This is a genomic window from Burkholderia sp. RF2-non_BP3, from assembly GCF_001522185.1.
In the GTDB taxonomy this organism is placed as follows: Bacteria; Pseudomonadota; Gammaproteobacteria; order Burkholderiales; family Burkholderiaceae; genus Burkholderia; species Burkholderia diffusa.
Genome location: NZ_LOSU01000034.1, coordinates 90645 through 103813, shown reverse-complemented (window position 1 = coordinate 103813; position 13169 = coordinate 90645). Strand labels below are relative to the sequence as shown.

The 13169-nt window shown below is 66.3% G+C and carries 12 protein-coding genes and 1 pseudogene; 10 read left to right on the top strand and 3 right to left on the bottom strand.

Annotated features, from left to right (window positions below):
- Positions 1-134 precede the first annotated feature (134 nt).
- A complete protein-coding gene (locus WS45_RS19155) occupies positions 135-1925 on the bottom strand; it encodes an acyl-CoA dehydrogenase (RefSeq protein WP_059701103.1) in 1791 nt (596 codons plus the stop codon).
- Positions 1915-2157 carry a hypothetical protein gene (locus WS45_RS35140; protein ID WP_156437231.1) on the bottom strand — a complete coding sequence of 81 codons (243 nt, stop codon included), beginning with the start codon at positions 2155-2157 and terminating at the stop codon, positions 1915-1917. Before WS45_RS35140 ends, WS45_RS19155 begins: the two co-directional genes overlap by 11 nt.
- 248 nt (positions 2158-2405) lie before the next feature.
- Between WS45_RS35140 and WS45_RS33765 the strand changes: the two are divergent.
- The 3 genes and pseudogenes from WS45_RS33765 to pntB form a co-directional block, all read left to right on the top strand.
- A pseudogene (locus tag WS45_RS33765) lies at positions 2406-2531 on the top strand (dimethylsulfonioproprionate lyase family protein); the annotation flags it as partial.
- 434 nt (positions 2532-2965) lie between these two features.
- Positions 2966-4567 carry a Re/Si-specific NAD(P)(+) transhydrogenase subunit alpha gene (locus WS45_RS19150; RefSeq protein ID WP_059701102.1) on the top strand — a complete coding sequence of 534 codons (1602 nt, stop codon included), beginning with the start codon at positions 2966-2968 and terminating at the stop codon, positions 4565-4567.
- 13 nt (positions 4568-4580) lie between these two features.
- Entirely contained in the window at positions 4581-5996 is a 1416-nt protein-coding gene (gene pntB / locus WS45_RS19145) for a Re/Si-specific NAD(P)(+) transhydrogenase subunit beta (RefSeq protein ID WP_059525900.1), read from the top strand.
- Between the two features lie 216 nt (positions 5997-6212).
- Here pntB and WS45_RS19140 read toward each other — a convergent pair whose 3' ends face one another.
- Complete coding sequence (locus WS45_RS19140; protein ID WP_059701101.1) at positions 6213-7133, bottom strand: LysR family transcriptional regulator; 921 nt, start codon at positions 7131-7133, stop codon at positions 6213-6215.
- Positions 7134-7214: 81 nt separating this feature from the next.
- Between WS45_RS19140 and WS45_RS19135 the strand changes: the two genes are divergently transcribed.
- The 7 genes from WS45_RS19135 to WS45_RS19105 all read left to right on the top strand — a co-directional run bounded on the left by WS45_RS19135 (position 7215) and on the right by WS45_RS19105 (position 13166).
- Positions 7215-8165: a ketopantoate reductase family protein gene (locus WS45_RS19135; RefSeq protein ID WP_059701100.1), complete on the top strand. Its 951-nt coding sequence runs from the start codon at positions 7215-7217 to the stop codon at positions 8163-8165.
- A complete protein-coding gene (locus WS45_RS19130; protein WP_044848449.1) occupies positions 8162-8554 on the top strand; it encodes a VOC family protein in 393 nt (130 codons plus the stop codon). Before WS45_RS19135 ends, WS45_RS19130 begins: the two co-directional genes overlap by 4 nt.
- A 2-nt stretch (positions 8555-8556) precedes the next feature.
- Positions 8557-9015 (top strand): MaoC family dehydratase, encoded by a 459-nt coding sequence (locus WS45_RS19125; RefSeq protein ID WP_059692469.1) that lies wholly within the window; start codon positions 8557-8559, stop codon positions 9013-9015.
- On the top strand, positions 9015-10235 hold the full coding sequence (locus WS45_RS19120) for a CaiB/BaiF CoA transferase family protein (protein ID WP_059701099.1): 1221 nt from the start codon (positions 9015-9017) through the stop codon (positions 10233-10235). The genes WS45_RS19125 and WS45_RS19120 overlap by 1 nt, the downstream gene beginning before the upstream one ends.
- Positions 10235-11068 carry a shikimate dehydrogenase gene (gene aroE / locus WS45_RS19115; protein ID WP_059525931.1) on the top strand — a complete coding sequence of 278 codons (834 nt, stop codon included), beginning with the start codon at positions 10235-10237 and terminating at the stop codon, positions 11066-11068. The genes WS45_RS19120 and aroE overlap by 1 nt, the downstream gene beginning before the upstream one ends.
- A gap of 19 nt (positions 11069-11087) precedes the next feature.
- Entirely contained in the window at positions 11088-11531 is a 444-nt protein-coding gene (gene aroQ, locus WS45_RS19110; RefSeq protein ID WP_059701111.1) for a type II 3-dehydroquinate dehydratase, read from the top strand.
- 207 nt (positions 11532-11738) lie between these two features.
- On the top strand, positions 11739-13166 hold the full coding sequence (locus WS45_RS19105; RefSeq protein WP_059701098.1) for an MFS transporter: 1428 nt from the start codon (positions 11739-11741) through the stop codon (positions 13164-13166).
- Positions 13167-13169 lie beyond the last annotated feature (3 nt).

Genomic DNA, 13169 nt, shown 5'->3' with positions numbered 1-13169 from the left:
TCGCCGCCGACAGCCCGGCGGGGCCGCCGCCGACGATCACGACGTCGTATTCCATCGATTCGCGCGGGCCGTATTGCGCGAGCAAGTCCTGTGTGGTCAAAATCCCGTCTCCTCCTGCGCCCCGACCGTTACGGTCAGAACTGGTCTTCCGTCAACGCGAGCACGCTCTCGTTGCCCTTCGCGCCGACGATCGACGCCTCAAGCCCGCCTGCCTGCACGAGGACGTGTTCCGCATAGCATTGCGCGATCGCGATCTTCGCATCGAAGAACGCCGTGTCGCTCGCGCGATTCGCGTGCGCCGCCAGCAGCGCGCGCGCCATCTGCCATCCGCACAGCACCACGCCCGCCAGCTTCAGGTACGGCACGCTGCCCGCGAACACCGCATTCGGGTCCTGCTTCACGTTCGCGACCACGTAGTCGACCACCGTCGACAGCGAGCGCGCGCCCTTCTCGAGCTGCGCCTTCATCGACGCGGCCGCCGCGCCGTCGACCTTGCCGAGCGCCGCGACGGTGTCGCCGATCTCCGCGATCAGCGCCTTCGCCACCGCACCGCCGTCACGCATCGTCTTGCGGCCGACCAGGTCGTTCGCCTGGATCGCGGTCGTGCCTTCGTAGATCGCGAGAATCCGCGCATCGCGGTAGTACTGCGCGGCACCGGTTTCCTCGATGAAGCCCATCCCGCCGTGCACCTGCACGCCGAGGCTCGCCACGTCGTTCACCATCTCCGTGCTCCAGCCCTTCACGACCGGCACCAGATATTCGTAGATTGCCTGATGACGCGTGCGCGTCGCCTCGTCCGAATGGCGGTGGGCAATGTCGCTGTGCGCCGCTGCGACATACGCGAGCGCCCGTGCGCCCTCGGTCAGCGCACGCATCGTGCCGAGCATGCGGCGCACGTCCGGGTGATGAATGATCGTCACCGACTGCTTTGCCGACCCGTCGACCGGGCGGCTCTGCACACGCTCCTTCGCGAATGCCGCGGCCTTCTGGTATGCGCGGTCGGCCACGCCGATCCCCTGCATCCCGACGCCGAAGCGCGCGGCATTCATCATGATGAACATGTATTCGAGGCCGCGATTCTCCTCGCCGACCAGATAGCCGATCGCGCCGCCGTGGTCGCCGTATTGCAACACCGCGGTCGGGCTCGCCTTGATCCCGAGCTTGTGCTCGATCGACACGCAGTGCACGTCGTTGCGTGCGCCGAGCGAGCCGTCTTCGTTGACCAGGAACTTCGGCACGATGAACAGCGAAATGCCCTTCACGCCTTCCGGCGCGTTCGGCGTGCGCGCCAACACCAGGTGGACGATGTTGTCCGCCATGTCGTGCTCGCCCCACGTGATGAAGATCTTCGTGCCGAATACCTTGTACGTGCCGTCGCCCTGCGGCTCGGCGCGCGAGCGCACCAGCGCCAGGTCGGATCCGGCCTGCGGTTCGGTCAGGTTCATCGTGCCGGTCCATTCGCCCGAGATCAGCTTCGGCACGTAGCGCTGCTTCTGTTCGTCCGTGCCGGCCGTCAGCAGCGCCTCGATCGCGCCGTCGGTGAGCAGCGGGCACAGCGCGAACGACAGGTTCGACGCGTTCAGCATCTCGATGCACGGCGTCGCGATCAGCTTCGGCAGCCCCTGGCCGTCGTATTCGGCCGGATGCTGCAAACCTTGCCAGCCGCCTTCGACGAACTGGCGGAAGGCGGCGCCGAAGCCGGGCGTTGCCGTCACGACGCCGTCCTTCCAGCTGCTCGGGTTGCGGTCGCCCTCGACGTTCAGCGGCGCCAGCACCTCACCGCAGAATTTCGCGGATTCGTCGAGCACGGCCTGCGCGGTGTCGTAGCCGGCTTCCTCGAAGCCGGGCAACTGCGCGACGGTGTCGATGCCCGCGAGTTCCTTCAGCACGAACAGCATGTCCTTGACAGGGGCGTTATAGCTCATGGTCGATGTTCCAAATCAGGCGGTGAATGAGGCGCGCGGCCCGGGCGGCTGCGGCAAAACCGGCCAGCGCCAGGCGACGTCGTGAGCCATCGTAATGCCGCGCCGGCGGTTTTCCATTGTCATATCCGGCCCACATGGTGACAAAACCGGCCACGCAATGCGCGAGGCGATGGCGGAAACGGGCGTCCGGGCGGCGGGTTCGGATGCCGATTTCGGCACAAGCGATGCGCAATCGGCGTGCCGGCCGGACGGGTTGGCCAGCGAAGCCGCAGACCGTGGGCTGATGATGGAAAGTCGCCGAAGCTGCCTCGCGGCGGACACAACAACGGCGAGCACATGGCGGCCGGCGCCAAATCGGCCGTCCTTTTTCGCTGTCCGGGCCGGCACGTTTCTGCGTAGACTTTCGTGTCATCAAGCCATGCGAGCGCGGGAGCAGAGACCAGGATGAGTGAACGCCCGAAAGACATCGCGGATTTCGTCCGGCAGCAAAACGGCGCGTGGTTCGATCCCGGGATCGGCGGCGGCATCCACAACGCGCCTGGCGCATTGCATGCGATGCGGTCATGCAACGCGCCGTTCCTCGCGATGTGGTGTCTGCTGAATTGATCCGACGGATGCGCCTGCGACACACAGCGCGCCACTGCCCTACCGGTCGGTCGGAATCGCCAACGGGGAGCCGGCCATGGGAAACCGCGCAGGAAGCCGGTTATGGGAAGCCCATGCAGCTCCGCCGCGCGGCAGCGCCGCACCGTGGCAGCGGTAGCCCGATCGCATCGTCAACATCCATTCGGCCGACGCGATATTGCCCACACGTGGATAAAACGCAACAGAACATCGGAAGGCGCGTTCGACGCATTTGTGCCCTCGATAGCCCCGTCGTTATGCGGCATACTTTATCCGCATTCAGCGAACGGTCGTTCTATTCTTGACGCGAACCCTCGCACGCGCCACTAAACACGCACATGATTCTGGTACCTTGACGCACCGGCCCGCGCGCTTCGCGATGGCCCTCACCGATCCATCACCCATCTTTCAACACTATGACATTACAGATTGGGATTCCTCTGGAGACAGCCACTCAGGAACGGCGCGTTGCGACCGTCCCCGAAGTGGTCGAGAAACTGATCAAGCTGGGTTTTACGGTGGCCGTCCAAAGCGGCGCCGGGGCCGGCGCGAACTTTGACGACGACGCTTACCGTGCGGCCGGTGCGAGCATCGCCGCCAGCGCCGCCGAGCTCTGGTCCGGCAGCGACATCGTGTTCAAGGTCCGCCCGCCGAGCGCCGACGAAGTCGCGCTGATGCGCGAGGGCGGCACGCTGATCGGCTTCGTGTGGCCCGCGCAGAACCCCGAGCTGATGCAGCAACTGGCCGCGAAGCGCGCCACGGTGCTGGCGATCGATTCGCTGCCGCGCACGCTGTCGCGCGCGCAGAAGATGGACGCGCTCACGTCGATGGCCGGCATCAGCGGCTATCGCGCGGTGATCGAGGCGGCGCATGCGTTCGGCCGCTTCCTGAACGGCCAGGTCACGGCAGCCGGCAAGATCCCGCCGGCCAAGGTGTTCATCGCCGGCGCCGGCGTGGCCGGTCTGGCCGCGATCGGCACGGCCGCGAGTCTCGGCGCGATCGTGCGCGCGAACGACACGCGCGCCGAGGTGGCCGACCAGGTCAAGTCGCTGGGCGGCGAGTTCGTCAAGGTCGACTACGAAGAGGAAGGCTCGGGCGGCGGCGGCTACGCGAAGGTGATGAGCGAAGGCTTCCAGCAGGCGCAACGCGCGATGTACGCGCAGCAGGCCAAGGACGCCGACATCATCATCACCACCGCGCTGATCCCCGGCAAGCCGGCGCCGAAACTCATCACCGCCGAGATGGTGCAGTCGATGAAGCCCGGCAGCGTGATCGTCGACATGGCCGCCGAGCAGGGCGGCAACTGCGAGCTCACGGTGCCCGGCGAGGCGGTCGTGCGTCACGGCGTGACGATCGTCGGTTATACCGATCTCGCATCGCGCCTGTCGCGGCAGTCGTCCACGCTGTATGCAACGAACCTGCTGCGCGTCATCGAGGAGCTGTGCAAGGCCAAGGACGGCACGATCAACGTCGACTTCGACGACGATGCGATCCGCGGCCTCACCGTGATCAAGGAAGGCAACGTCACCTGGCCGCCGCCGCCGATCAAGCAGGCGGCCGTCGCGCCCAAGCCCCCGGCAGCGGCACCCGCGGCGGCCGCGCCGGCGAAGTCGAAAGGCCACGGCCACAGCGGCGAGCCGATGTCGGCCAAGGCGCTCGCGATCGTGTTCGCGATCGGCGCGCTGGCGTTCCTGCTGGTCGGCCAGTTCGCGCCGTCCAGCTTCCTGTCGCACTTCACGGTGTTCGTGCTCGCGTGCTTCGTCGGCTACATGGTGATCTGGAACGTCACGCCGTCGCTGCACACGCCGCTGATGAGCGTGACCAACGCGATCTCGTCGATCATCGCGATCGGCGCGCTCGTGCAGGTCGCGCCGCCGCTGGGCGAACTGGCCAATGCCGGCGGCCGCCCGTCCGGGCTGATCCTGGGCCTGGCGGTGGGCGCGCTCACGCTCACGGCCGTCAACATGTTCGGCGGCTTCGCGGTCACGCGCCGCATGCTGGCGATGTTCCGCAAATAAGGGGACGACAACAATGACTTCCAACCTGACTACCGTCTCCTATATCGGCGCCGCGATCCTGTTCATCCTCAGCCTCGGCGGGCTGGCCAATCCCGAGACCGCGCGCCGCGGCAACCTGCTCGGCATGATCGGCATGCTGATCGCCGTGCTGGCCACCGTCGCCGGTCCGCGCGTGTCGGCCGCGGGCATTCCGTACGTGATCGCCGCGCTCGTCGTCGGCGGCGCCGTCGGCCTGTACGCCGCGAAGAAGGTGCAGATGACGCAGATGCCGGAACTGGTCGCGCTGATGCACAGCCTGGTCGGCCTCGCGGCCTGCCTGGTCGGTTTCGCGAGCTACATCGACACGTCGCTGCAGTTCACCGGCGCGGAGAAGGCCATTCACGAGGTCGAGATTTATGTCGGCATCCTGATCGGTGCGGTGACCTTCGCGGGCTCGATCATCGCGTTCGGCAAGCTGTCGGGCAAGATCGGCGGCAAGCCGCTGCTGCTGCCCGCACGGCACTGGCTGAACCTGGCCGCGCTGCTGATCGTGATCTACTACGGCCGCGCGTTCCTGCATGCGGAAACGATCCAGGACGGCATGCTGCCGCTCGTCGTGATGACGGTGATCTCGCTGCTGTTCGGCGTGCACATGGTGATGGCGATCGGCGGCGCGGACATGCCGGTCGTGGTGTCGATGCTCAACAGCTACTCGGGGTGGGCGGCGGCGGCCACCGGCTTCATGCTCGGCAACGACCTGCTGATCGTGATCGGCGCGCTGGTGGGCTCGTCCGGTGCGATCCTGTCGTACATCATGTGCCGCGCGATGAACCGCAACTTCATCAGCGTGATCGCGGGCGGCTTCGGCAGCGGCGCGGGCGCACCGGCGGCAGCCGGCGGCGGCGCGGCACAGCCGGCCGGCGAGGCGGTCGCGGTGAGCGCGGCGGAGACGGCCGAGCTGCTGCGCGAGGCCAAGCGCGTGATCATCGTACCCGGCTATGGGATGGCCGTCGCACAGGCCCAGCACACGGTGTTCGAACTGACGAAGCTGCTGCGCGAAAAGGGCGTCGACGTGCGTTTCGCGATCCACCCGGTCGCGGGCCGCATGCCGGGGCACATGAACGTGCTGCTGGCCGAAGCGAAGGTGCCGTACGACATCGTGCTGGAAATGGACGAGATCAACGGCGACTTCCCCGAGGCCGACGTGTCGATGGTGATCGGCGCGAACGACATCGTGAACCCGGCGGCGCAGGACGACCCGTCGAGCCCGATCGCCGGCATGCCGGTGCTGGAAGTGTGGAAGGCGAAGACGTCGATCGTGATGAAGCGCAGCATGGCTTCGGGCTATGCGGGCGTCGACAATCCGCTGTTCTACAAGGACAACAACCGCATGTTGTTCGGCGATGCGAAGTCCATGCTCAATGAGATCTTCGGTGCACTGAAAGCCTGAGTGCGGCCGCGCGCGCGGAGCGGGCAGCACGCCGCTCCGGCGCCGCGTGGCCTCGATACGCCGTCACGGACGCCGAAACCGGACGACGCGCAGCCTCCCCCCGCCCGCCCTTTTCCCGTTGCGCCGGTTTGGTCACCGCTTGTGGACGACGGAGTCGAGCACGAAACTGGTCGTCATGTTTTGCACGCCGTCCAGCGCGAACGCCAAATCCGCAGATCAATGCGACGCGCCGAACAGTTGAATCACGACGCCGCGCAGCCACCGGTTGCCCGCCTCGTGGTGATATCGCGCATGCCAATGCTGCCGCACCGCAAACCCGTCGACCGGGATCGGGCACGCATGAACCGCCAGATCGTTCGCCTGAGCCAGTGTCTGGCCGATATGACGGGGTAGCGTCGTGATCAGGTCGGTCGTCTGGACGATCGCCCCCAAACCCAGAAAACCCGGCAACTCCAGCACCACGTCGCGCTCGATGCGCGCCTGCCGCAGCGCCTGTTCAAGGAGCTGCGCGCCCGTTCCCGCCGTAATGGCGACATGTCCTTCCGAACGATACTGCCTTGCCCCGAGGCGACCGCGAATCCTCGGGTGATGCCGATTGGCCAGACAGACCCAGTCCTGGTCGTACAGCTTCTGCTGATAAATGCCGCCGCCTAGCCACGGCACATATCCGATCGCGAGATCGGCTTCGCCGGATTCGAGCGCGCGCTCCGTATTGCCGTCGATCCGTGCGGCTTCCAGCCGGACGCCGGGCGCCTGCGCCCTGACATGGGCCAGCAGCCGCGGAAGCAGCGTGATGTGGCTCGCGTCGGTCATGCAGATGCGAAACCGTCGCTGGGCCGTCGCGGGATCGAACGCGATCTCCCAAGCCGTGAAGCGCCGCAGGGATTCGAGAATTTCCCGGCAGGGCCCGATCAGCGCGTCGGCTTGCGGTGTCGGCGCCATGCCGCCGGGCGTCCGGATGAAGAGCGGATCGTGCAGGTGTTCCCGCAAGTGCCCGAGCCAGATGCTGACCGTCGGCTGGCTCTGGCCCAGTTGCTCGGCGACGCGCGTGACGCTGCGCACGTCGTACAGGAGATCGAAAAGCTGAAGCAGCTTCAGGTCGGGCAGGTCGGCGGGCATCGCGGCGTTATTGTCCATGGCAATGACACCATTGTATCCATTGCATTGTCGGCATGAGCGGCGACTCCTATCGTGATGCCATACGTCAAGGAGACACCATTGAAAATAGCAATTCTGGGCGCGGGCGCACTGGGCTGCGCGATCGGCGCCACCCTTACCCAAGGCGGCCACGAGACCTGGCTGATCGACCGCTCGCCGGCACACGTCGATGCAATGCGCCGTGACGGCCTGCGCGTCGACGACGCGGCCGGCACCCGCCACGTACGCGTCCACGCGACGACCCAGGCTGCCGATGTCGGCGTGGCCGACCTGGTGGTGGTGCTGGTCAAGTCGTTCCATACCGATGCGGCCATCCGCGGCGCCCAATCGCTGGTGGGGCCGGATACCACGGTGCTGTCGTTGCAGAACGGCCTCGGACACGAGGACATCCTGATCGACGTCGTCGGCCGCGAGCGCGTCCTCGCGGGCAAGACCTACGTCGGCGGCGTGCTGCGCGGCGCGGGTCATATCGAATCCGGCGTGATCGGCAAGTACACCTATATCGGCGAACTCGACGGCCGCATCACACCGCGCGTGCAGGCGATCGCCGCGGCGTTCGATGCCGCCGGCCTCGCCACGACGATCAGCGACAACATCGTCGGCACGATGTGGGACAAGCTGCTGGTGAACGTCGCGACGGGCGCGCTGACGGGGCTGACCGGCCTCACCTACGGGCAGCTGTACGACGAGCCGCTGCTGAAGGCGACGTCGCTCGCGGCCGTGGCCGAGGCGATCGCGGCGGCGCAGGCAGCCGGCGTCAAGCTGTCGATGACCGATCCCGAGCAGGCCTGGACGCTCGCCGCCGAGGGGCTGCCCGCGTCCTTCAAGACGTCGATGCTGCAAAGCCTGGAGAAGGGCTCGATCACCGAGATCGACTTCATCAACGGTTCGGTCGTGCGCTGGGGGCAGCGCTACGGCGTACCGACCCCGGTCAATGCGACGCTCGTCGCGTGCATCAAGGGACTGGAACGCGCGATGGCCGACCGCCAACGGCAGGAGGCGGCCGCATGAATGCCACGAAAGCCTATCTCGAACACGTTGCGATCTGGGTGAAGGACATCCGCTGGCACATCCGCTTCTTCGAGGACGTGCTCGGCATGACCCTGCGCGAAGTGGACGGCACGCTCGACGCGCCGCGGCAGTACTGGACGCTCGGCGGCCTGCAGTTCATCCACGCGCCGGAACACGATGGTCCGGAAGGGCGGCTCGCCCATCTCGGCGTGATGTGCGAAGACCTGGAAGCCGCGCTGGCCGCGGCGCAACGGTTCGGTGTGACGGAGATGCCGCAAGGGCGCAACTGGCTTCGCCTGCCCGACGGGCTTGCCGTCGAACTGATCCAGGCGAGGCCGGCTTCGTGCGTCGCGCAGGCGCTGGCCATCAACCCGCGCGCGGAGGCATGACCATGACGATCGTCGAGAAATACTGGGACGACGCCCGCGAGGGCGACACGTGCACGAGCCCGAGCTACACCGTGACAAAGGAGCGCATTCTCGCGTACGCCGACCTCACCGGCGACCATACGCCCGTCCACGTGGACGAGGAATACGCGAACGCGAGCCATTTCGGCTGCCTCGTCGCGCACGGGCTGTTCGGCTTGTCCATCGCCGACGGCCTGAAGACGCAGAGCGACTATCGTTTTCTGCCGGGCATGTCGCTCGGCTGGACGTGGGATTTTCTGCTGCCGATCAAGGTCGGCGACGTGCTGCACGTGAAGTTCCGCGTCGGCTCGATGCGGGCCAGCAAGAGTCGTCCGGGATGGGGCATCGTCGTGCTGCCGTCGGAGCTGATCAATCAGGACGGTCAGGTCGTTCAACACGGCGAACATCGTCTGATGGTGCCGCGCCGCCCGGAGGCACTGTGATGCAGGCTCGCCCACTCGAAGGCATTCGCGTCGTCGACTACAGCCACTTCCTCGCCGGGCCGTATGTCGGGCGCTGTCTCGCGGCGCTCGGCGCCGAAGTCATCAAGGTCGAGCGTCCCGGATCGGGCGACGCCGGACGCCAGCATGCGACCGTGCTCGACGATCAGCAAAGCGGCTACTTCCTGCAGCTCAACATGGGCAAGCGCGGCGTGAGCGTCAACATGAAGGACGCGCGCGGCAAGGCATTCATGCAGCGCCTGTGCGACTCCGCCGACGTGTTCATCGAGAACTATCGGCCGGGCGCGCTGGACAAGCTCGGGCTCGGCTATGCCGAACTGTCGGCGCGCAATCCGGGCCTCGTCTACTGTTCGATTTCGGCGTACGGACATACCGGTCCCGATGCACATCGCGCGGGCTTCGGGCTGATCGCGGAAGCCAAGAGCGGAATCATGCAGATGGTGGGCACGCCGGGCGAGCGGCCGCCGCTGCTGCGCATCTCGCTCGGCGACATGTACACCGGCATTCATGCGGTCGCGGCCATCAACGCCGCGCTGCTGGGGCGCGTGAAGAGCGGCCGCGGGCAACACGTCGACATGGCGCTGTACGACACGCTGGTATCGATGCACGAATATGCGGTGCAGTGCTACACGCTGCAGGGCGTGCTGCCCGAGCAGACCGGGCACGACATGCCGACCTCGACGCTGTACGGCGTATTCCGTGCCGCGGACGGCGATCTCGTGATCGCCGCGCAAGTCGACGACGCGTGGAAACGCTTCGCAGAACTTATCGCGACGCACGGCGGCCCGGCGGATTTCGGCGCCGACACGCGGTTTCACGACAGCACCGGACGCAACACGCATCGCGCGGAGATCCTGTCGGTGGTCGAGCCGTGGGTGGCCGCGCGTTCCGTCGCGTCGGTGCTCGAACTGCTGGACGGCATCGACGTTCCGTGCGCGAAGGTGCAGCGCATCGACGAGGTATTGAACGATCCGCAAATCCAGGCAAGAGGCATGGTCGTCGAGCAACAGCATCCGCGCTACGGCACGCTGCGCCTGCCCAACCTGCCGTTCCGGTTTTCCGATTGCGATACGACGATTCGCGACGTCGCGCCCGATCTCGGGCAGCACAACGCGGAAGTCGCGCGCGCCCTCGGATTCGATCCGGCCGAAATCGACGCGATGCAGGCCGACGGCGTCCTTTATTCAAAAGCGAGCCAATGATGACCGACCAATACGCGGTGATCGGCAATCCGATCGGACACACGAAATCCCCGCTGATTCACGGCCTCTTCGCGCAGGAGACGCGGCAGGACATCAGCTATACGGCCATCGAGGGGCCCGTCGAGCCGGCAGGTGCTTTCGCTGCCGCGGTTCGTGCGTTTTTCGAGGGCGGCGGCAAGGGCATCAACGTCACGGCGCCGTTCAAGCTCGACGCGTTCGCAATGTCGGACGAACGCAGCGAGCGGGCGCAGCTTGCGGGCGCGGCCAACGCGCTCAAGTTCGACGGCGGCCGCATCCTGGCCGACAACTTCGACGGCATCGGCCTGGTTCGCGATATCGAAACGAACCTCAATCTGCCGATGGCCGGCAAGCGTGTCCTGGTGCTCGGTGCAGGCGGCGCGGCGCGCGGCGCGCTGTTGCCGTTCCTCGAAGCCGGACCGGCCGAACTGGTCATCGCAAATCGCGACGTCGACAAGGCGCGCGCATTGGTCGCGCAGGTTGCCGGACGCGGTCCGCTCGTTGCCGGCGGCTACGCAGACCTCGCACGGATGGGGCGTTTCGACGTGGTCGTCAATGCGACGTCGGCCAGCCTGACCGGCGACCTGCCGCCGGTCCCGCCGAGTGTGTTCAGTCCGACCGGCACGGCCTACGAACTTGCCTACGGCAAGCGTCTGACGCCATTTCTCCGGCTCGCGAAAAACGCAGGCGTACACGGAATTGCGGACGGCGTCGGCATGCTGGTCGAGCAGGCGGCCGAAGCGTTCGCGTGGTGGCGCGGCGTGCGCCCCGAGACCAGTTCCGTGATCGATCGGCTGGCCGTGCCCTTTGATTGAACACGCAATGGAGATTCGCATGAAGAAGATCCTGATGCTGCACGGCATCAATCACAACATGTTCGGCAAGCGCGACCCGGCGCAGTACGGGACGATCACGCTCGCGCAGATCGATGCACGGCTGCAGGCGCTGGCGGAGGAACTCGGCGTACAGGTGGACACGTTCCAGACGAACAGCGAAGGCGCGATGTGCGAGCGCATTCATCGCGCCTTCGAGGAAGGCCAGGATGCGGTGCTGATCAACGCGGGCGCATGGACGCACTACAGCTACGGCATTCGCGATGCCCTAGCCATCCTCACGTGCCCGATCGTCGAACTGCACATGTCCAACATTCATGCACGCGAGCCGTTCCGGCATCACTCCGTCTTCGCCGAGATCGTCAGCGGGCAGATTTGCGGTTTCGGTGTCCAAAGCTATCTGCTGGCGCTGCGGGCCGCGGTCGCGGCGCTCGGAGAGGCATAAGCCGATGCCCGCATCGGCTGCCGATGCGGGACCGACGCACATGCGCAACCGTGCCCGCGTGCACGGCATTGCGCACCGCGGTTGTTCGCCGTGCGTCGTATCGATGGGCGTCGGTCAGGTCACACAACGGAGTCGATACATCGGGCAGTGACGACTCCCCGCATCACCCGCGTTGCCCGGCACACATATCAATATCTGGAGACGACGATGACCACGACCTTGCGAGACGAGCCTCGCGGCAGGCACCAATCGAGAAAAGCCGCCGTCAGCGGCTGGATCGGCTCGGTGCTCGAATACTACGATTTCTTCATCTACGCCACGGCGTCGGCGCTGATCTTCCCGCAGATATTCTTTCCGCACGGCAGCCCCACGACAGCCATCATCGCGTCGCTGGCCACTTACGGTGTCGGCTACGTGTCGCGCCCGATCGGCGCGTTCGTGCTGGGCCATCTCGGCGATACGCGCGGACGGAAAACCGTCCTGCTGTTCTGCATGTTCCTGATGGGCATCTCGACCGTCGGCGTCGGCCTGCTGCCGACCTATCAGCAAGCCGGGCTGATCGCGCCGGCATTGCTGGTGACGCTTCGCCTGCTGCAGGGTTTCGCCGTGGCCGGCGAGATCACCGGCGCGAGCTCGATGATCCTGGAGCATGCGCCGTTCGGCCGGCGCGGATACTTCGTCAGCTTCACGCTGCAGGGTGTGCAGGCCGGGCAGGTGCTGGCCGCCGCCGTGTTCCTGCCGCTCGCCTACTACATGCCGTCCGCGCAATTCGACAGCTGGGGCTGGCGCATTCCGTTCCTGCTGAGTGCGCTGGTCATCGTTGCGGGTTTGATCATTCGCCGCCAGGTCGACGAGTCGCCGGCCTTCGATGAAGCAGTACGCAACCGGTCGCAAGCCGGCTCGCCCGTCGCCGACGCTTTCCGGCACCACTTTCCCGACATGGTGCGCGTTGCCTGCATGTCGATGATGAACGTGATTCCGGTCGTCGCCACGATCTTCGGCGCAGCCTATGCGGTCCAGCCGGCGTATGGCATCGGCTTCCAGAAAGACATCTATCTCTGGATCACGGTGATGGGCAATATCGTTGCGATGATCGTGATTCCGTTCGTCGGCAACCTGTCCGACAAGGTCGGACGCCGGCCGCCGATCATCGTCGGCGCGCTGGCGGCCGGCCTGCTCGCGTTCGCCTACCTGTATGCGATCAGCATCCGCAACGTGCCGCTCGCATTCGCGATGTCGATGCTCATGTGGGGGGTGGTGTACCAAGGCTACAACGCGGTATTTCCCTCCTTTTACCCGGAACTCTTCCCGACCCGCACGCGCGTCTCGGCGATGGCGATCGCGCAGAACCTCGGCACCGCGGCCACGGCGATGCTGCCCGCGCTGTTCACGGCGGTCGCGCCGCCCGGCGCACACCACGTCTGGCTGATCGTCGGTGGGATCGCGTTCGGCATCACCGTGATTGCGTCGCTCGCAGCCGCGAGCGCACGCGAGACCCATCGTGTCCATATGAACGACCTGGGGCAAGCGAACGCTCGACCGGTCGACAAGGCAGAATACGACCGGCTGCGCGTCGCTGCGATGGCGCGCCATCGCATCGTGCCCGGGCACGTGCCGGGATCGCTGGGCAGCTAGCCG

What these genes read in the sequence shown, in the direction of transcription:
- WS45_RS19125 (WP_059692469.1), top strand. Translation starts at nt 8,557, where the DNA reads ATGACGATCGTCGAGAAATACTGGGACGACGCCCGCGAGGGCGACACG.
- WS45_RS19150 (WP_059701102.1), top strand. Translation starts at nt 2,966, where the DNA reads ATGACATTACAGATTGGGATTCCTCTGGAGACAGCCACTCAGGAACGG.
- aroQ (WP_059701111.1), top strand. Translation starts at nt 11,088, where the DNA reads ATGAAGAAGATCCTGATGCTGCACGGCATCAATCACAACATGTTCGGC.
- aroE (WP_059525931.1), top strand. Translation starts at nt 10,235, where the DNA reads ATGACCGACCAATACGCGGTGATCGGCAATCCGATCGGACACACGAAA.
- WS45_RS19155 (WP_059701103.1), bottom strand. Translation starts at nt 1,925, where the DNA reads ATGAGCTATAACGCCCCTGTCAAGGACATGCTGTTCGTGCTGAAGGAA.
- pntB (WP_059525900.1), top strand. Translation starts at nt 4,581, where the DNA reads ATGACTTCCAACCTGACTACCGTCTCCTATATCGGCGCCGCGATCCTG.
- WS45_RS19120 (WP_059701099.1), top strand. Translation starts at nt 9,015, where the DNA reads ATGCAGGCTCGCCCACTCGAAGGCATTCGCGTCGTCGACTACAGCCAC.
- WS45_RS19140 (WP_059701101.1), bottom strand. Translation starts at nt 7,133, where the DNA reads ATGGACAATAACGCCGCGATGCCCGCCGACCTGCCCGACCTGAAGCTG.
- WS45_RS19130 (WP_044848449.1), top strand. Translation starts at nt 8,162, where the DNA reads ATGAATGCCACGAAAGCCTATCTCGAACACGTTGCGATCTGGGTGAAG.
- WS45_RS19105 (WP_059701098.1), top strand. Translation starts at nt 11,739, where the DNA reads ATGACCACGACCTTGCGAGACGAGCCTCGCGGCAGGCACCAATCGAGA.